We start from the raw sequence: 19,344 nt of genomic DNA on the forward strand, positions 1-19,344 counted from the left end.
ATTGAAACCATTTACTTGCTTCAGTGCCGCCTCTCTTTGAACTTAATACACTGATAACGAAAGCACTCCATATCATCAGGCCACAACCCCGGAGTCATACCGGCTTTGCTTTTCAAATGGGCCAGAAACTGCCGGGGGGCAGGCAGCTGTTTCCACACCTGCGGTAAGAAGGTTGCGCTGTATTGAGGGTTGCGAATCAATAGTCCGTCGATGCCGGGGTTCAGCTGCTGCAAAAGGTCTTTCTCATCAGCAATGTCCATACGTTCCTGAGGGGTCAGTACGGAAACTTCAATGTTGATATCGGTCAGCTCACTTTCCGTCACCGGGGGAAACCGTGGGTCTCGGAATGCGCTGGCGAAGGCATTGTGAATCACATCATCCAACAGAGTCCGGTAAGCCTGGGTTGAACCAATACAGCCCCGCAGTTCCTCGCGCTTTTGCAGTGTTACAAAGCTGGCGGCCTGTTGCAGAAAGAAATCTGCCAGGTCTTCTTCCGGTAATGGTTTCGGTGGCAGGCTCCGGGTACAGCCTTCACTGATGGTCTTGCGGGCAAGGCGCAATAATTCTCTTTTCTGACTTTCTGTAGGGGCAATTTGCACAGTAAAAATTCCCGTTTTCCTTCGTTAGAGGCATTGATAGCCTCCTTCTGATTTTTATCGCCACTCAACGGGACCACTGAATAACGGCTTCATGTTATCTGACAGCAGTTGAGCGTCTGGTTTGTGGATGTGTGCAGGGCGGATTCTGCAGAATAATCGCTCTATTGAATAACAAAGGCTCCATAGCCCACTACCCTGCTTTTATCGCCAGCAGTATCTCCGGAGTTGCGTACATCAAGCGTAATAACATCCATTCCCCGGTGCTGGGCAACCTTCAACATGCCATTAAGAGGATAGCAGCCACAGGCCTGTCCACCGGTTAAATTACAGCTGAGCTGTTCAATGGCTTTAACCGTCTGGTTATCCCGGTAACAGGCCTCTTCATAGGTGTGGTAATGACTGAGGTCGGAGCTGATAATCATCAGGGTTTCCTCTTCTCCCCAGAGGTGTTCGATCACCTCAGCGACCGCTATAGGGCTGGTGTCGCCAACAACGATTGGAATCAGTTTGAAGTCATCCAGACATTCCTGCAGAAACGGGCACTGGACCTCAAGACTGTGCTCGCAGGTATGTGCTTCATCGACGGTCTCTACCTGGCTGAACTGTTTCAGTTCCTCCATGGCTTCAATATCCAGCGGAATATTACCAAGCGGTGTGGCAAAGGCTTCACAGTCCGGCAGGGCCATACCCTGCAGCGGAACTCTGTGACTGGGGCCGAGCAGGGCAACCCGGCGAATATTCCGGCGCATTGAATTCAGCAGGCGGTAGGCACTGGCCGCAACCGGGCCGGAATAGATAAAGCCGGCATGGGGAACAACCAGCACTTTCGGAGAGAAATCCCTGGGGTGGGCATCGCTAAGCATCTCTTTGACCGTGTTGGCCAGGGCTTTGGGTGAGTCTGGGTAAAAGGTTCCGGCTACAGCGGGTTGGCGAATAATCATTATGGGTTCTCCCCCGGGAGTGGCTGAGCCTACCGGCACATTTCAAGCGAAATAAACCACTCTCTTTATTTGCATCGCTCAAATAATGTCGGCAGAGCCTATAATTATAGCCTTGGTTAGGGCCTGTTGACGTTTCGTTGTGTGCTCAGCGTATCGGGGCCCTACTATCATCAGGATGACAATCAGGCAGTGAACCTGGTCTGGAGATGGAACATGCTCAGGGAAAAAACACCGTCCACAAATGTGTCAACAAACTATTGGCATGCACTTGAGGATGGGCGAATCCAATGTGATCTTTGCCCGAGAGCCTGCAAACTTCGTGATGGGCAGCAGGGGCTCTGTTTTGTCCGTGCCTGTGAAAATGGTCAGATTGTGCTTACCAGCTATGGCCGCTCCTCCGGTTTTTGTATTGACCCTATTGAGAAAAAACCGTTGAACCACTTCCTTCCGGGAACCCCGGTTCTGTCATTCGGTACAGCGGGCTGTAATCTTGCCTGCAAATTCTGTCAGAACTGGGATATGAGCAAATCCCGTGAGATGGACACCCTGGCCGATCAGGCATCGCCCGAGGAACTGGCGGATACGGCTGAACAACTGGGCTGTCGATCACTGGCGTTTACTTATAATGATCCGGTGATTTTCCTGGAATATGCCATTGATGTTGCCCAGGCGGCTCATGAAAGAAATTTGCAGTCGGTGGCGGTGTCTGCCGGTTATATCTGTGATAAGCCCCGCGTTGAGTTTTTCCGCTATATGGACGCAGCCAATATTGACTTGAAAGCGTTCAGCGAAGGTTTTTATCGAAAGATCTGTGGTGGCGCTCTGCAACCGGTTCTTGAAACTCTGGAATATCTAAAACATGAAACCTCTGTCTGGTTTGAGATCACCACATTGCTGATTCCCGGGGAAAATGATTCCGAGCATGAACTGAACGACATGTGTCAATGGATTGTTGAACACCTGGGCGTGGACGTTCCTATTCACTTCACCGCATTTCATCCCGACTGGAAGATGCGGGATCACCCTCATACACCTGCCGCTACGCTGACCATGGCCCGACAAATAGCGCTGAATCATGGTATTCGCTACGCCTACACTGGCAATGTCCATGATTCTGACGGTGGCAGTACCCGCTGTCATCAGTGCCATAGTCTGCTTATTGAGCGTGACTGGTATGTGCTGGGGGAATGGGGAGTCGATGTGTCTGAAGGCAAGGGGGTCTGCCAGCAGTGTGGGACACCGGTTGCCGGTGTGTTTGAACAGCAGCCGGGTATTTGGGGTAGTCGTCGGGTGCCGGTGAAGATTGTGGCTTGAGTTCTGGTGCTTTGCCAGGTTACATTCACTAAATAATCCGTCATTTATCCGTACAACTTGCTTATAGGAGCGCTCAGGTCTAAGCTTTGCCTATACGGAAGATATCCGTACAAATGGAGGGTGAAATATGGCTAATGCACGCCTGGACCTGAGACTTGATGAGGAAATCAAGGCTAAGGCAGAGAAGGCTTCAGCTCTACTGGGACTGAAGAGCTTGACCGAATACGTGGTCAGGCTGATGGATGAAGATGCTACACAGGTTATTTCTGAATATGAAAAGATGACAGTTGAAAACGATGTCTTTGATCGCTTTACAGAAGCCTGCGAAAAGGCAAAGGCACCAAATAAGGCTTTGCTGGCGGCTCTGACATTTACCGAAGAGAAAGGTGTCAAGTGAGCTGGTCAAGGGAGTTTGTGGAACTCGATAAAGGTATCCACGATAGAGCGTCATTTGATTGTGGTGAAACGGAACTTAATTTGTTCATCCAGACTCAAGCCTCAAAACACATGCAGGCAGGTATCAGTCGTACAATGGTTCTGCCTGCATCAAACCCTTTTCCAAATCAAAAAATACCAATTTGTGCATTTTACAGCATTACGCCAGGCTCCATCTGTCGAGACACTTTACCTGAAGCTCTGGTAAAGAAGCTGCCACGGTACCCTGTTCCTGTATTTTTGATCGCACAGCTTGCGGTTCATCGAGAATTTCAGGGCGAGGGGTTAGGAAAAATCTGCCTGGTAAATGCCTTGAAATACCTGTGGGAAATAAACGCTCATATGCGTGCATACGCCATTATTGTTGATTGTTTAACCGATGCCGCAGAGAAGTTTTATGCAAAATATGGGTTTGCAGTTCTGTGTGAACATAATGGTAAAGTTCGCATGTTTCTGCCCATGAAAACAGTAGCCCGGCTTTTTAGTTCGTAGCCAATTACAATAACAGGACTTATTACTTATCGTGTCAGATATGGTTAACCGGATCGAAACCAGGGACATCACTGCCAGCAACAAGTGTGATCAGTGTACTGCCCTTTGTTGCTCTTACATTACCCAGGAACTGGACACTCCCCGCAGTATGCACGCGTTTGATGTGTTGCTCTGGCAGGTGGCCCATAAGGGCGTGCATATTTTCAAGGATGGCAATGGCTGGTACCTGCTCTGTCAGACCCGGTGTGAATTCCTGTTGCCGGATAATCGCTGTGGTATCTATGAACGACGCCCCATTATCTGCCGGGAACACAGTAATGAAGCCTGTGAGAAGGACGCTCCCATTAATGATGGCTGCGAACTCTATTTTCAGACCTACGACGAACTGGATGCCTATTGTCGTACACGTTTCAAAAACTGGGACAAGCGGCTGGAGAAGTATGAAGTAGAGCGGGCAAAACGACAGTAGTAGACCATTTTGCCCAGGCTAGGGTTATGGCATAAGGGTTATGGCATAAGGCAGATGAAAAAGCGTTTTTGGGAACCACAGAGGGCTAGTACATGGTTTCAATGAGTTTGACGGGTTGTCGTGCCTCCGCACTTCGTTCGTCCTGAGCCTGTCGAAGGGCGGAAACTCCAGACTCTGATAGATCGTGCCAAGCACCCTTCGACTCCGCTCAGGGTGAACGGAGATTGTACACGTTAAACTCATTGAAACCATGTTAGAGCACTAAGTAATTGAATAAATTACTGGGCCAGTTCCATAACAACACGCCCGGCAATATCACCTTTCTCCATTTCGTCAAAAATCGCGTTGATCTCTTCAAGGGTTCGTTTCTGGATAATCGCCTTTACTTTACCCTGGGCAGCAAACTCCAGGCATTCCTGTAAATCCTTGCGGGTACCTACGATGGAACCAACAACAGAAACGCCGTTGATTACCGTATCGAATATAGGAATGGGCATATCCTCCGGGGGGAGTCCAACCAGTACACAGGTTCCTCCCCTGCGCACGGAGCGATAAGCACTGTCAAAGCCCGCTTTGGAGACCGCCGTACAGACAGTCGCGTGAACACCGTTACCCAGCAGCGACTGAATTTTTTCTTCCGGCTGCTCCCGGATAAAGTCGATAAAGTGAGTGGCTCCCAAGTCCAGGGATAACGCTTTCTTTTCCGCCCCGGTATCCACCGCAATCACATTAAGACCCATGGCTACGGCATACTGAACGGCCAGGTGACCAAGCCCGCCCACACCGACAACGGAAACCCAGTCGCCAGGTTTGGTACGGCTGACTTTCAGGGCCTTATACGTGGTAACCCCGGCACAGAACAGGGGGGCGGCATCGACAAAACTGATGTTGTCGGGCACTTTGACCACATAGTCGGCAGCTGCCAGGCAGTATTCGGCATAGCCGCCATCGATGGAATAACCGGCATTGTGCTGGGCAAGGCAGAGTGTTTCTTTGCCTTCCAGACAGTACTCGCAGTAGCCACAGGCGGAATAGAGCCAGGGAATACCCACACGGTCGCCCGGTTTGATATGAGTGATCTGGTCACCAACTTCGGTGACCGTTCCCACACCTTCATGGCCGGGCACCAGCGGCAGTTTTGGTTTAACCGGCCAGTCTCCATGGCAGGCATGAAGATCGGTATGACAGACACCACAGGCATGGATTTTTACCAGTGCATCCCGTGGGCCTGGCTTGGGTAGCGGCAGATCTTCGATGGTAAGCTGATCTTTGAAATGATGAACGACGGCTGCCTTCATGATGGGTTACCTTGTTGTTCCGGATTGATACCCGTTTGGTTTTCTTGTTGCGGGTAGTGTGGAGTTACGCGGTTTTGTGTTTACGGTTGGGATTGGTATGCGTTCCCAGGGAGGAGAGGGTGTTGCGGAAGGCCTTAAAAAGCAGGAAACCACAAAGGCACAAAGACACAAAGTTTTTCTGGGCTTACCTGAGCTATGTCAGTCAAATTAAAGAGGCTTTCCTTTGTGCCTTCGTGTCTTTGTGGTTCAAGGCTTTTATATCTTTTGCAACACCCTTAGGACCGTGGGGGCGAGGGGGAACCAATCTAATGGATTAGAACCAGATTTCCATCTGGGCTCCGTAGGTCCAGCCGTCGGATTTGCTGCCATAGGCCTTCACGATTTGCTGGGGTGAGGTGAAGGTATCGAAGTATTCGAGGCCTAATGCACTGCAAGTTTCTGGAGACTCACTGCAGGGTTTTTGGACACCCGTGTCAGGACTCGAGGATGAGCTAAACTGCTTATAGCCTTCTGCTTTATCCCACTTTGCATAAGTTGCAAAAACTCGAATTTGGGGCCTTACCCAGTTTCCGAACTGAGGATGAAACTGTTGAGCTAACGTAAATTTCCAGAGATTGCTTTTGAACGTGTTACTACTAAATAAATTCTTCTTCTGACTGCCTGATTCATCAACTTTTGCTTCGAAATTCGAGTGGGCATTTTTTACATGATCGTATCCGAGCTCAATAGTGGTACTGGTTAGATCATTCCAGTTCCACGATGGACGAATACCGGCAGTGACCCAAGTAGACTTTTGACCATTTTGCGGATAGAACGATTTATCGTATTTTACCTCGGTGACACCGACAACGTACATCATATCCAGTTTTGGCATCAAAGTTACCGCGCCGTGATCCATAATGCGCCAAAGCTTATTGCCCTTAAACCAGTCGGTGGTTTGCAGATACATTCCAGCTGTCCCTGCACCAGGACCTGTCATTGCATCGGTAGCGTACTGGACAATAAACTTATTAAATCCCTCCAAGACATCCCAAGTCAACTCGCCAGTGAACATCCAGCCATTCTTGTCAAAAAAACTTTTTGAGTAAGTTTCTGCTGGGTTGGTAAAGGTGTTGCCGTCAGGGAATTTATCAATAAGTAACTTATCAGGAGGGCTTCCGATACCATAATCTAATCCGACTTCCAGCTTCAGGTGATCCATCAATGGGATATCGTTCCACCGGATATCAATAATGTTGGTAGTGATGGCCTCGGTCAGATAACCCATACCACCAGAGGCTCCAACGCTGCCATTATTCCACTGGTTGTACATTACCCCATTCTGATTTCTCACCCACGCTAAACCTAGCTTACCCATCCCCACATCAATATTCTCAATACCAACACCGGGACCAGACAAATTCCAGTAGTAGTAATCAATTATGTGAATATCATGACGATTATAAAAACGTTTGCCGACCCACAACATTGAACCGGGAAGCGCATCACCAAAGACACCTGTGGCTTTAATGTTCATCTCCCGAAGAGCAGGATCAGTGGTTTCATAGTCCCCTTGCTGGCCAACTTTATAGGCAAGATTAGTATCCAGGTAAAACTGCACACCATCCTGATCAAAGAGATCTGCACCAAACTTCAATTCCGCATAGGTTTCGCACTCATTACCCAGACGGTATTTAGAGGGAGCACCTGCCGCTTTAAAACATAACTGCTCACCACCCTTATCAGTGCTGCCAATTCCTGAACGGGCATAACCGTTGAAGTTAATATCGTCACCGGTGACTGCCAGCGCGCAGGTTGAGGCTGACGCAATAGCCACTGCACCACAATACTGGCAGGAACGACGGGATATTGATGAAACTGCTTCAGATAACGCTTTTAACCCAGTGCTCAGGGTTGAAGGTGTTTGATGCCTGGAAAGCATGCTTAGCCTACCTTGTGTGTGTTTTTCTGGCTCCGGCTTTTTTCATCCTGCCGCTGAATAAAGGCATGATGTTGTTGAAATAGCCCTGGTGAGGGGCATATATAAAAGCTGGTAGCCGTCAGTTAATGTGTGTTGAAAAAGCAAGGCCCGCTTTCCGTGCAGGAAAAGAGTAATAGTTGCGTCGTATAAATTGGGCCGTATTCAATGGCGTAACACAGCTTCGACGAAAGGTTATAGGGTATCCCGATTTTTTATCTCCGGCTGAGAACCAGCCAGCCAGAGTCTTTTAAGAATTTAGTTCAGGGTTTGGAGATGGGCAAAAAAATGTTTACTTTAGTGCTGCTTCTTTGTGGTCACTGAGACATATAAGCGTTGCTGAACAGTCTTTTCAGGCGCTCAATCAAGATCAGTTTATCCTGCCTGTTCAGAAAAGACCCCAGCTCCAGTTCCTTGCCGTGAGAACGAATATAGATGGAGGGCGCTTTCCATGGATGAGTCGCCTCACGAATGATCAACTGACACCACTGGCGGTGATAATGGTGAGTGCTAAGTGGTTGATAAAAGCCCTTCTGAATCGTGACCTGATGCTCCTGAAACGTGATCAGCTCTTTCCGCTGACGTTGCCATGCACAGTAATAGATACCCACAGACAGGGCAGACACTTCCAGTATGGAAAAAGGCAAGATCACTTTAGCGCCTGCCAGATAGAAGCCGACAGCGATGGCCAGGGACACTATGGTTATCAGCCCCAGTAACAGCAGATTCTGCCGCCAGCTCATGGAGTTATTGGGCTCCAGTAGTATCGTTCCTTCCTGGCTGCTTTCTGAAAAATCGATCGTCACCATCACTTCTTAACCTTTTTATGGCCAGGCTCTGCGGGTCAAACCGGAATTTTGAAAAAACGCCGGTTTTCGTCGCTGGCAAAGTAAATCCTTCGTTGCAGTTCCATCAGGTCTTGAGGGTGGGAGTGGGAGATGCAGGTCAGCGTCCATGCCTTGTACGCAGGCTGTCATAAAGTGATCACCAGTTCTGGAAAAAACACCAGTTTATTGGAGTCACAGTGTGCAGCAGGCATTACCGCTTCAATTTGTGGGGGGAATGTCCCCAAGTCTTCACCGAAGATCACAAAGAGGACGCCGCTTCCCGCAAAAGCACAAGCGGCCTGTCTTTTTCGGGCAGCGGGAAGCGGGCAGCGCTTATTAAACTGTCGAAGTTATTAAATGACCGTTCCTAAGTCTCTTTCTGGACAAAAACGACAATGGACAAAGGCGGAATCCGTAATTGACTATTGGAGGATCTATGGTAACCCTCTGGTATATCCTGCAGCAAAAAGGGGTGAAGTGAATAAGTACCACTTTCAGATTCCGGCAGATCGAAAGCCATTTCGTCACCGGATGGGTTCACAGCAACAATGATCACCTCATACTGGTCATCAATACTCTGAAATGGTGCCTTATCGCTGATGCGTTGAACAATCAAACCCGGAATCTGGTCCGGCCCGGTGTTCAGATAAGTAATCCGATCGATAACGTCCTGCTCTGTTTTGAGGCGAAATAGAGGAGAACTTTTACGAATTCTCAGCATCTTCTGAAAACAGGCATCTGCGGCAGCTATATTCTCCTTATTCGGTCGTGTGGTGCTATCTGAGATGATCTTTTTAATCAGGGCCCAGTTCGCTCCGTCCTTGTCTGCTCTTGGCAAGCCCTGATTCCAATAGTTATTGTCGTCGTCAGGCATCCGGTTATACCAGTCGCCGGAATCGTAACTGTCTCTTTCCATGGATTTCGAGCGCAACCGTTCGGAGCCGGCATGAATAAAGGGAACACCCTGGCTTAACAGCGTGATGCCCAGCGCCAGATTATGCAGCTTGACACGGTTGGCCGTAGACATACCTTCAGGAAGCTTGTACATCAGGATATCCCACAGGGTTTGGTTGTCATGCTTTGAGACGTAGTTGATCACTTCCTGTGGGTCAAGGCTATAACCGGCGGGAGCACCGTTGTAGTCAAAATCAAAACCGTAACGAAGGGTGCCGTGACAATCAACAAATCGAAAGTTTTTCAAATTGGCGGCCATACCCAGGCGGATGATATCCGTATGGGCGCACAAAGCCGCCTTTGCCTCTGCTGTTTTTTCGTTTGGGTGATAATGGAGTCCTGAGGCATAGCCTTGGGTTTGCCGCAGAGCATCTCCCTGATCAAAAGGGCTACCACCACGGATCCGGTCTCTCATCCGGTCAGTGAACGTGCCTACCCCTGTCCCGGCCATATTAAACTGATTGGCGTTAATGCCTCTGGCATTGCCAGCGACTTCACCAAACTCCCAGCCTTCACCATAAAAATAGATACCAGGGTTAATGGCTTTAACGGCCACCAGTGCTTTCTCAATATTGCGCTTGAGATGGTGCCCCATCAAGTCGAAACGAAATGCATCCACTTTGTAGTCTTTAACCCAGACCTTGAGAGAGTCGATCATGAGTTTCTCCATCATGTGGAACTCAGAGGCGGTGTTTGAACAGCAAGTTGAGTTTTCAACGATGCCGCTGTCGGGGCTTAAGCGTAGGTAATACCAGGGGACAATTCGATCCAGCACAGAATGGTTGCCAACACCGTGGGCATGAGTGTGGTTATAGACAACATCCATTACCACGCCCAGATTTGCAGCTTTCAAGGCTATCACCATTTCCCGGAATTCAATGATTCGCCTGATCCCGTCTGGATCAGTGGCATAGCTGCCCTCAGGAACGGTGTAATGCAGCGGGTCATAGCCCCAGTTAAAGCTGTCGACAGGGCGGATGTGTTGGTAGAGGTATTGAGCCCGGTCTGTCCCAGGATCAAGGGATTGCAGATAAGCTTGAATGGTCTGGCCTGACTGCGGGTTGCTACAAAAAGTGCGGAAGTAGTCGGTATCAGCCTTTACTTCCTTTCTGGCGCACAGTTGCTCCATAGTCTGGGAAATATCAATCCGATTCGCCGGGACTTCATCAACGGTGGCTATATCAAAAGCTGGCAGCAAGTGTATATGGGTCAGGCCTGCAGTTTGCAATTGTTGCAAATGGGTGTTGGCGTTAGCTTCCGTAAAGGCCTTGAATTTGCCAGGATTGGTCAAGCCGGAGGTATTAATGCTGTAATCCCGGATATGGGTTTCATAAAGCACCATATCCTCAGGGTCTTGTTGGGAATATTGAACACTATCCCAACCCTCAGGCTTAAGCGATGGGTCGTTGAGGTCAACGACCTGAGAGTATTGACTGTTAGTCGATAAACTCAGGGAATATGGGTCAGTCACTTCATAAGTTTCGATCTTGTCTGTCTGAGGATGGAAGACAGTAACCTCATAGCGATAAAAAGATTGGTCATACTCCTTATTGTCAGCTCTGTAGCTCCAGACACCAGCAGCGCTTTCAATCATGTCATGAAACTTAAGGTCGTCTGCTGTGCTTGCAGAAGTTGTCACCAGGCGCACATTCCGGGCAGTAGGTGCCCAGAGTTTAAAATCGATACCGGAGTCACCCACAATGGCACCTAATTCACCGTTGTACTGATACAACTCATCAAGCAAGCCCTGAACCTGAACCTTTGTAGCGTATTTGGGCTGGTCTCCTTTATAGGCCACCGCCAGCAACTGGCCTTTCAGGGCTTTTTTAATGACCGCAAGATCGGCAGAAACAGTCAGAGGGCTGCGATTCATCAGGTGGGGGAGTTTTTCTCGCACACTGTTGTTATTGCCGCCTTTGGCAAGTGAAATAGTTTGATATTTTCCAGATATATTACCCTCCTTGAGTATGATGCTGGCGTCGTCTGAATACAGCAGCTCTGCTCTATCAACATCCGAACCGCCACCTTCATTCCAGAGCAGGGTGGCAGAGGAAACCCAGTGCGCTTTTGCACCGTCAACCATCAGAGGAGGGCCATCCAGTGGCGTCGGTGAAATCAGGTTGTAACCACTGTAGGTATAGGCAAGTTGACTATCGGTATCCGAAAAATGCCAGGCCATGTCACCACCAAGGTCTTTTTCATCGCCTTTGTGCACAATAAAATTCAGGCAGTCATCTTGCACCTTGGAAAAAGTGTCAGAAAGTGGTATCCGATAGAGCGCACCATAAGTCTGGGTAATACTTTCTGGCATCCAGGGCTGGTTCCAGTCGGTATCTGTTTTGCCAAAAGCCTTGCAGTTGTCGTTATTGAACAGATGCAGCCCCCAGCCGTGGTAAATGCCGTCCGGGCGTTGGTAATAAAGGATGGCTTCTTGGTCAGCAGGTTTACCGGGAGTCTCCTCAAAAACATGCACCGATGCGATTGCACTGGTGAATCGATAAGCCTGTTTTGCCGCGCTGGCTTCAAGCTTAACCAAAACATCTCCGGTTTCATTGGCTTGGAATCGACCGCTCACCTGACAGATTTCACTGGCAGAAAGCTGGTCAGTACAAGTGCTTGCCGTGATTTTCACTCCCGCAGGCTTAACCTGAAAATCAGGGAGTGTCGTTTTTGACAATGACCTGACCAGCCAGGTCACGGTTGCTTCTTCACCTTTCAGCAGCTTTTCCGGTAAGGCCTGTGTTGCAATGATTTCCACCAACCCGGCGGCATGCAAATGATTGGTCAGAACCAGAGCCGGAAACAGAAGCTTTGTGGCAATATTCATAACAGAGATCCATCAGGGAAACCGGGAATTCAAAAACGCCATGTCAGGCGAGCCTCATACAGATGGAAGGCCAGCGTGTCGTCCACCAGCGGTGAGGAGTACTGACTGCTGCTTGTTGATTTAATCTTGCCCCCATGCAAATAGCGATAGCCAGCCTCCAGGCCCCACGATTCATGGACAGGAACAGCAATCGATACGCCCAGGCTCCATGCCAACTGACTTTCTTTATGATCAGAAATATTCAGGGAAGACATACTGCCCTCGGCAGGCGTTATCGAAAATCCTTGAAACTTATTCCAGCCCATGCCAAGACCAAGGCCCAGCTGTATAAAGGTCATTTTGTGGTCTGTTACAGGCAGCTGAATACCGGCTTCAGCCATTAGCTGCCGACTGCGGGTTTTGTAGCGATAATTGAGATCAGTGTTTTCCAGATCACCCGTGGGACCCCTGACGCCTTTGTGTTCGAGCTCGCCCATCTGGTTAAAACTAACGGCTAAACGAACTTGATAGTCCTGCCAGGGAATTTCATAGCCTCCGGATAGCAGCCAAAAAAAACCATGCTGGTCGCTTTGCCAGTTTTTAAATCGGTCTTGCAGATCAAACCCGGCATGTTTTAACGTTCGATCATCTTCAAGGCTTCTGCTTAATGCAGTCCCCCCTCCCAATTGGGCAAACCACACACCATTATCCCAGGGATGCTCACTGGCAAAGGATGTTCCACGGAAGAGAAAAGGCAAAATACCAATGGCAAACACCTTTATGCCTGCTTTTGCAAAATATGCAAAATAGCTGTTTTTGCCGTTTATCATAGGTGGTACCAGATCTGTTGTGTGAAGGAGGGGAGTTGGAGAAGATCTAAGATATTTGTACGTTCTAAGTCGTACATAACCGGGATGATATTGGGTAAGTGTAGTTTACATCTGAAGCGGTTTTAGTTTTTTGGACACTCAAACACGGTTATGAATTTTTGATACGAATTCAGGGTTAATTAAAGGCTGTTCCCTATCCCGGATATTTCATAAACGCGCTCCCGCTCTCGCTTGTCCTTTGCCGCTCTAAGGGAGTTTTGCTCAGTCGACCGTACTCCCCGGTACGGCGCTCCCTCACAAAATCCCTTAGAGCGACAAAGTCCGACGCGAGATTCGGGGCAGTTTATGAAATATCCGGGCCAGGGTTTTCAGGCCTTACGGGTCAGCCCAAGATTTTTGAACAATACCCGATTTTCCTCACTGGCAAATATCTCGCTGATAGTGCGGGTCAGTTTGCGGCTCCAGTTACGGTACTCGCTGCTGGTGCCGGGAACATTGACCGGTGTATCCAGTTCAAGCACATCTTCCAGCTGGATAACAATGATTTTGGATGCAGTTTTGCCCAGATAATAGTGGATCTTTTCCATCAGTTCCCGGCTATAGCCCATAGAGTTTAAATCACTGGGGTCTACGCCATAAGGCGCTTCGCCAATATCGGCAAGGGTGTTGAGCAGAGCCAGTTTGTCTTCATGCCGTGCAACTTTTTCCTGCTCTGTTCTGGCCCAATCGTAGATACCCAGCTCCTGTCGTAAATCAAGATCATTACAGTTCCACCAGGCCCTGAGTGTGGGAATATCGTGATTGGAAATACAGGTCAGGGCTCGCGGTTTGTACTTTGCTGGTGCCAGAAAGTGATCTTCGACCCTGGAAAAGAGCACCACTTCGTTGGAGTAGCAGTGGGCTGCTGGCAGCGCTGCTTCTACTTCCGGCGGTACGGTTCCCAGGTCTTCACCAAAAATCAGGCACTGCTGTCGCTGGCTTTCCAGTTTAATGATGCCTAACAGATCATCCAGTGGATAATTAACGTAGACTCCATAGTCTGCAGTTTTATCCGGCGGACACCACCAGAGCCGGAGTATCCCCATCACATGATCAATACGCAGTGCAGCGCAGTGCTGCATATTGGCATAAACCATATCGATAAATGGTGCATAGGCCTGCTCCCGCAGCCTGTTTGGGTTGAAGGGCGGAAGTCCCCAGTTCTGTCCCTGTGGCGCAACGGTATCGGGAGGGGCACCGACGCTGGCATTGAGAACATAGTCATCACGGTGGGCCCAGACATCGGCACCGCCTCTGTCGACGCCTACGGCAAGGTCCCGGTAAATACCGACACGCATACCGGACTCAACGGCGGCCTGCTGGGCTTCAGCCAGTTGTTGCTCGGCCAGCCACTGCAGGTACATATAAAATCGGATTCGCTCTTTTGACCGGGCAACAAAATCCTTCACATTCGGGCTGTCCGGGTCCTGATAGTCCGCAGGCCAGCAATTCCAGCCCCAGCTATTGATATCTCTGGATCTGAAGTGCTCAAAGAGGGCTTCATAGGTGGCCTGAAGCTCCAGGTCCTGACCTTTTTCTTCACAGTAATGGCTGAAGTCGGCTGACTTGCAGGATTGATTGGTGCTCTCTTTTTGACCAGAAGCTTGTTGACCAGAAGCGTGTTTTTCAAAATAGCTGAAAGCCATTTCCAGTACTGAAAATTTCAGTGAAGCCACCCGGTCATACTCCACATGTGAGCTGTCCCTGGCTTTCTGTAACTGACGCAGAAAGTCGTCACTGTTCACATGTTGCTGTATTTCCGCTGAATCCTGATATTCCTGCAACGCCGTAACGTCGATATACAGTGGATTAATAAAATTTCGGCTGGACGGGCTGTAAGGACTGCAATGCAGCGGGTTGGACGGGTAGAGCGCATGAATTGGATTCAGGCCGACAATATCCGCCCCTTGTGGTCCGAGTTTGTGCACCAGCTGCTTCAGGTCACTGAAATCCCCCATTCCCCAGTTGTTTTCTGAGCGGAGCGTATAGAGCTGGACACTGACTCCCCAGATTTTCTCAGTAGGCCCGGGCTGTTCAAAGCTGAGGATATCAGGCTCGTAGCAGGTCTGTGGCGCGACGATCAGGCGGCAGCTGTCGTGATGATCACCCTCTTGATGAGCAGAAAGAGTAACGGACAGCTGATGGTAGCCTGCCGGCAGGTCTTCCGGCAGCGGGCAGAGCAGGCGTATTCGCTCCTGCTGGTCCACCGAGAGCCTGTCTTCTTCCGGAAGTTCTGACAGGTTGATGGCCAGTGGTATTGAACGGTTGTCTTCCAGAATGATTTCACCACGCAGCGATTCATTCCGATGGGCTTCGTCAACCTGAACGGGAACCGTGAAAAGCGCTCCGCAGTGAACCACGTGAACCACAGGAATCAATGATGACCATTGCTTTCTGAGAATGCCGTCGATGGAGGCCTGGACTTCCAGCTCGTTACCCGCAGCAACCCCCATGGCTTTTAGCGCATTGAGTTTATAGTCCGTCTCAATGGTGACTGGATTGCCAGCAGCATCAATATAATGGGCGGGAATACCACAAAGCCCGGCCAGGGCATCAATCTGTTTTATGTCGTGCATGGATGGACTCACTTGGCAAGTTTATTGATCAATTTCCGGTGCCCGGGTTCGGCGAAAGGCCGTGCCGTTGGCATCGAACAGATAACAATGCTCAGGTGACAGCTCGACACGTATTTTACTGCCTTCTTCCCGGCGAAGGGAGTCTTCTACCCGCACAATAAAATGCTCTCGAATGGTATCGTGGCTCATATAGATAAATGATTCAGCACCCAGGCGCTCCAGTGCTTCAATCCGTCCATCAACGGCATTGCCATTGTCGGTCTCCGCCAGGGTATGTTCCGGTCGAATTCCTAACACCACGCGGGAGCCCGGATCAGCTTTGCTGGTATCGACACAGGCTTTCAGGGTTTCGCCAGTGGTCAGACGAACATGCGTCTCCTGTTCTCCGCTTTTTTCAATGACGCCGTCAAAGAAGTTCATTTTGGGGGAGCCAATAAAGCCGGCAACAAACAGGTTGGCCGGGTGGTGATATAGTTCCAGCGGTTTGCCCACCTGCTCAAGGTTGCTGGCCGCGTCCTGTGCCAGGGGACTCAATACCACAATCTGATCCGCCAGAGTCATGGCTTCCACCTGATCATGGGTGACGTAGATGGAGGTGGTTTTCAGTCGGCGATGTAATCTGGCAATCTCCTGTCTCATCTGCACACGCAGGGCCACATCAAGGTTTGACAGGGGCTCATCAAACAGAAAGACCCTGGGCTGTTGCACAATGGAACGGCCAATAGCAACCCGCTGTCGTTGACCTCCGGACATGGCTTTGGGTTTACGCTCCAGCAGCGCCTGCAGTTGCAGGATGCGGGCGGCTTCACCCACCCGTTCATCAACCACGCTTTTTTGCGCCCTGGCCAGCTTCAGGCCAAAGGCCATGTTTTCTGCCACCGACATATGGGGATAGAGGGCATAAGACTGGAAGACCATACCCACACGACGCTCATTGGGTGGCCAGTCATTCACCTTCTCGCCATCAATGCTCAGCTCACCGCTGGTGATATCTTCCAGCCCACAGATCATCCTCAGCAGCGTTGACTTGCCACAACCGGATGGGCCGATGAACGCGATAAATTCACCATTACCGATGTTCAGGTTGATGTCTTTCAGAGTCCAGGTTTGTCCCTGGTCATAACTTTTCGCAATGTTGACGAGTTTAACTTCTGCCATAGGACACCTTTAAAAGATCGCTGCCCGCCGCCCGCAACAGCCGAACCACTTTTACAGGCAGCGGGAAGCGGGCGGCGTTTTTTTAACCTTTGACGCCACCCGATGTCAGTCCTCCGACAATCCAGCGCTGGCAGGCCAGGAAAATAATACTGATGGGTAAACCGGAGAGCACGGCGGCGGCGGCAAAGTCGCCCCATAAATAGTTCTGAGGGTTCAGATACTGTCTGGAGCCCACCGCAAGGGTGAGATTATCCATACTTTGCAGCAGAACCGATGCCACCGGGTATTCGGCAATACTGGCGATAAATGCCAGGATAAAAACAACCGCCAGAATGGGGACGGACAGCGGCAGCAGCACAAAACGGAATGCCTGCCAGGGCGTTGCCCCATCAATAGCCGCTGCTTCTTCCAGGGAGTTATCGATGGTTTCAAAGTACCCTTTGATCAGCCAGATATGCAGTGCCATACCGCCCAGGTAGGCGAGTGTGACGGAACCCAGGCTATCCAGACCGAGCCAGGGGATGTAGTCGCCAATCTGGTCAAACAGCGAGTAGATGGCCACGAGGGCAAGAACGGCCGGGAACATTTGCAGGATCATCATGGCCGTCAGCATCTGTTGTTTAAACCGGAACCGCAGCCGGGCAAAGGCATAGGCACCGGTGGTCGCCAGAATCAGGATCAGGGCAGAGCTGATGATGGCCACCTTGATGGAGTTCCACAACCAGGCCAGCACCGGAAACGGTGGCTGAGTAATAGAGCCATCGGCATTCTCCCAGGGGATACCCAGTGCCAGATACCAGTGTTCAAGGCTGGGGTTTTCAGGGATCAGGGAGCCCGTGGCAAAGTTTCCGGTGCGCAGGGAAACGGAGATAATCATGAAAAAAGGGAACAGAATCACCAGCAGGAACAGCCACATGACAATACGGGCTGTCCAGACCCGGTATTTCAGATTTCTTGGTTGCACCATTGCCATGATAACGGCTCCTGTATGACTTTTTTCATCTCGTTTCGACGCTTTGCGTGGGAACGATAAAACTTGTCTGCCATGTGGTTAAACATTCACTGCAATTGTCGTGTTGCTTTCAGGTTTACCCAGGCAATAAAGCCCACCATCAGAAAAATCGCTGTGGCAATCGCAGAGGCCAGACCGTAATCCTGGCCATAGGAGCCAAAGGCAATACGGAAGGTGTAACTCACCAGGATATCCGTAGCTCCTGCCGGGGTGGTGGCGTGCAGCATATCCGGAGCACCGTCGGTTAACAGGGCGATCAGCACCAGGTTGTTGAAGTTAAAGGCAAAGCTGGCAATCAGCAGTGGAATCAGCGGCTTGATAATCATCGGAATGGTAATGTGGAAAAGGTTCTGGGCCGGTGAAGCGCCATCAATGGCCGACGCTTCATAGAGATCATCCGGAATACTTTTCAGCAGCCCGATACAGAGGATCATCATGTAGGGGTAGCCCAACCAGGTGTTGACAATAATGACCATGGATTTGGCCAGCATTTCATTACTGAACCATTCTGGTTTAGTTCCGAAGAGCATATCCAGCAGCAGGTTGATTTCACCAAAGTTCTGGTTAAACAGCCCTCTGAAAATCAGGATGGAGATAAAGGCCGGAACTGCGTAAGGCAGGATCAACAGCAACCGGTAAACGCCATTCCCTTTCAGCGGCTCCCATTGCACCAGACAGGCCATTAACAGGCCGATAATCAGTGTGAAGGCAACAGAAAGTGCGGCAAAAATCACCGTCCAGGTAAAGATCTTCAGGAAAGGTCCCTGAATACCCGGGTCAGTAAAGACCCGGACAAAGTTATCCCAACCGGTATAGATGGTGAAACCGGGACCCATCTGCTCGGTACCGGCTTCGTTGGTGTAATATCCCGTAGCCATATCCGGATAGATGATCTCTCCCGTACGGTTATCGACCAGGGCAAGGCTTTGTTCCGGGTATTGCCGGTCAGTGTGGTCATCGGGACGATAAATCCTGGCAATAGCCCCGAACTTTCTCAGACTGGTCATGGCCAGTTCAGTGCCATCAGGCAGAACAATATCCAGCTTCTGAAGCGTTGAACGTTTTTTGATGACTTCCCGGATTGGGAGGGCCGCTCCGGTTGGCGCATGCAGGGACTCAAAGGCTTTCAGCTCCTGAGGCTGACCACTGTCGGTAAATGGCCCGGTCAGATAGTGCGCCTCACCGCCTGCAGCACTGGTCAGCATCAGCCGGAAGCTGGGACCTTCCTGATACATCTTGAAAGAAAACGATTCACCGCCCGTACGGTAGGTTTTTGCCAGGTGTATAGCCCTGACCCGCTCAAGAGACAGCAGGTGGTTGGAACTGTAATTGGTAAAGGCGACATTGACCGTGTAAATCAGCGGAAAGACGATAAAGGTAACGACCCCTAGCAGGCTGGGGTAAACATAGCGGTAGTTGTACCCTTTTCTGCTGACAAAAACCCATGAGCCTGCCGTCGCAAGCACCAGCACGAGCATGGCAAAAGCCAGCTCTCCCTGGGCATACATCAAGGTTACACCGTATAAAAGTATCAGATCGATGACGGCAACAATGGCGATCACCAGATAGGCACCGCTACTGCTGGTCGCTCTTGCTGTGCTCATGACATGCTGGCCTCTTTTTACCGACAGAAAACA

15 protein-coding genes are annotated in these 19,344 nt (G+C 50.2%); 4 read left to right on the top strand and 11 right to left on the bottom strand.

Annotated elements, in window-relative coordinates; genetic code table 11:
• Window positions 1-20: 20 nt before the first annotated feature.
• Both amrA and amrB read right to left on the bottom strand, forming a co-directional pair.
• Window positions 21-599, bottom strand: a complete 579-nt coding sequence (amrA, locus tag ACO6V1_RS10530; RefSeq protein WP_422446553.1) for an AmmeMemoRadiSam system protein A — start codon at window positions 597-599, stop codon at window positions 21-23.
• A gap of 161 nt (window positions 600-760) precedes the next feature.
• The gene (gene amrB, locus ACO6V1_RS10535) at window positions 761-1,540 is read right to left on the bottom strand and encodes an AmmeMemoRadiSam system protein B (protein WP_422466807.1); all 780 of its coding nucleotides are present in this window, start codon (window positions 1,538-1,540) and stop codon (window positions 761-763) included.
• Window positions 1,541-1,753: 213 nt separating this feature from the next.
• Here amrB and amrS point away from each other — a divergent pair, with 213 nt between their 5' ends.
• The 4 genes from amrS (at window position 1,754) to ACO6V1_RS10555 (ending at window position 4,250) form a co-directional block, all read left to right on the top strand.
• Entirely contained in the window at window positions 1,754-2,854 is a 1,101-nt protein-coding gene (amrS, locus tag ACO6V1_RS10540; protein ID WP_422466809.1) for an AmmeMemoRadiSam system radical SAM enzyme, read from the top strand.
• 127 nt (window positions 2,855-2,981) lie between these two features.
• Window positions 2,982-3,251 carry a DUF1778 domain-containing protein gene (locus ACO6V1_RS10545; RefSeq protein WP_422446547.1) on the top strand — a complete coding sequence of 90 codons (270 nt, stop codon included), beginning with the start codon at window positions 2,982-2,984 and terminating at the stop codon, window positions 3,249-3,251.
• A 17-nt stretch (window positions 3,252-3,268) separates the two neighbouring features.
• Window positions 3,269-3,781, top strand: coding sequence for a GNAT family N-acetyltransferase (locus ACO6V1_RS10550; protein WP_422446545.1), 513 nt, complete (start codon window positions 3,269-3,271; stop codon window positions 3,779-3,781).
• Between the two features lie 40 nt (window positions 3,782-3,821).
• Entirely contained in the window at window positions 3,822-4,250 is a 429-nt protein-coding gene (locus ACO6V1_RS10555; RefSeq protein WP_422466826.1) for a YkgJ family cysteine cluster protein, read from the top strand.
• Between the two features lie 278 nt (window positions 4,251-4,528).
• Here ACO6V1_RS10555 and adhP read toward each other — a convergent pair whose 3' ends face one another.
• From adhP to malF, 9 genes are all read right to left on the bottom strand, one after another.
• On the bottom strand, window positions 4,529-5,548 hold the full coding sequence (gene adhP, locus ACO6V1_RS10560; RefSeq protein WP_269673119.1) for an alcohol dehydrogenase AdhP: 1,020 nt from the start codon (window positions 5,546-5,548) through the stop codon (window positions 4,529-4,531).
• Between the two features lie 313 nt (window positions 5,549-5,861).
• Window positions 5,862-7,469 (bottom strand): maltoporin LamB, encoded by a 1,608-nt coding sequence (lamB, locus tag ACO6V1_RS10565; protein ID WP_422466811.1) that lies wholly within the window; start codon window positions 7,467-7,469, stop codon window positions 5,862-5,864.
• A gap of 353 nt (window positions 7,470-7,822) precedes the next feature.
• Window positions 7,823-8,314: a DUF2244 domain-containing protein gene (locus ACO6V1_RS10570; protein ID WP_422466828.1), complete on the bottom strand. Its 492-nt coding sequence runs from the start codon at window positions 8,312-8,314 to the stop codon at window positions 7,823-7,825.
• Window positions 8,315-8,699: 385 nt separating this feature from the next.
• Window positions 8,700-12,113 (bottom strand): pullulanase-type alpha-1,6-glucosidase, encoded by a 3,414-nt coding sequence (gene pulA / locus ACO6V1_RS10575; protein WP_422466812.1) that lies wholly within the window; start codon window positions 12,111-12,113, stop codon window positions 8,700-8,702.
• Between the two features lie 29 nt (window positions 12,114-12,142).
• Window positions 12,143-12,922 (bottom strand): outer membrane protein, encoded by a 780-nt coding sequence (locus ACO6V1_RS10580; RefSeq protein ID WP_422459509.1) that lies wholly within the window; start codon window positions 12,920-12,922, stop codon window positions 12,143-12,145.
• A 368-nt stretch (window positions 12,923-13,290) separates the two neighbouring features.
• Entirely contained in the window at window positions 13,291-15,537 is a 2,247-nt protein-coding gene (gene malQ / locus ACO6V1_RS10585) for a 4-alpha-glucanotransferase (protein ID WP_422466814.1), read from the bottom strand.
• A 21-nt stretch (window positions 15,538-15,558) separates the two neighbouring features.
• A complete protein-coding gene (locus ACO6V1_RS10590; protein ID WP_422466816.1) occupies window positions 15,559-16,695 on the bottom strand; it encodes an ABC transporter ATP-binding protein in 1,137 nt (378 codons plus the stop codon).
• 82 nt (window positions 16,696-16,777) lie between these two features.
• The gene (gene malG / locus ACO6V1_RS10595) at window positions 16,778-17,668 is read right to left on the bottom strand and encodes a maltose ABC transporter permease MalG (protein ID WP_422446530.1); all 891 of its coding nucleotides are present in this window, start codon (window positions 17,666-17,668) and stop codon (window positions 16,778-16,780) included.
• An 86-nt stretch (window positions 17,669-17,754) separates the two neighbouring features.
• Window positions 17,755-19,311 (bottom strand): maltose ABC transporter permease MalF, encoded by a 1,557-nt coding sequence (gene malF / locus ACO6V1_RS10600; RefSeq protein WP_422466818.1) that lies wholly within the window; start codon window positions 19,309-19,311, stop codon window positions 17,755-17,757.
• Window positions 19,312-19,344: the final 33 nt, after the last annotated feature.

The organism is Endozoicomonas sp. ALC013, from assembly GCF_049310205.1.
Classification (GTDB): Bacteria; Pseudomonadota; Gammaproteobacteria; order Pseudomonadales; family Endozoicomonadaceae; genus Endozoicomonas.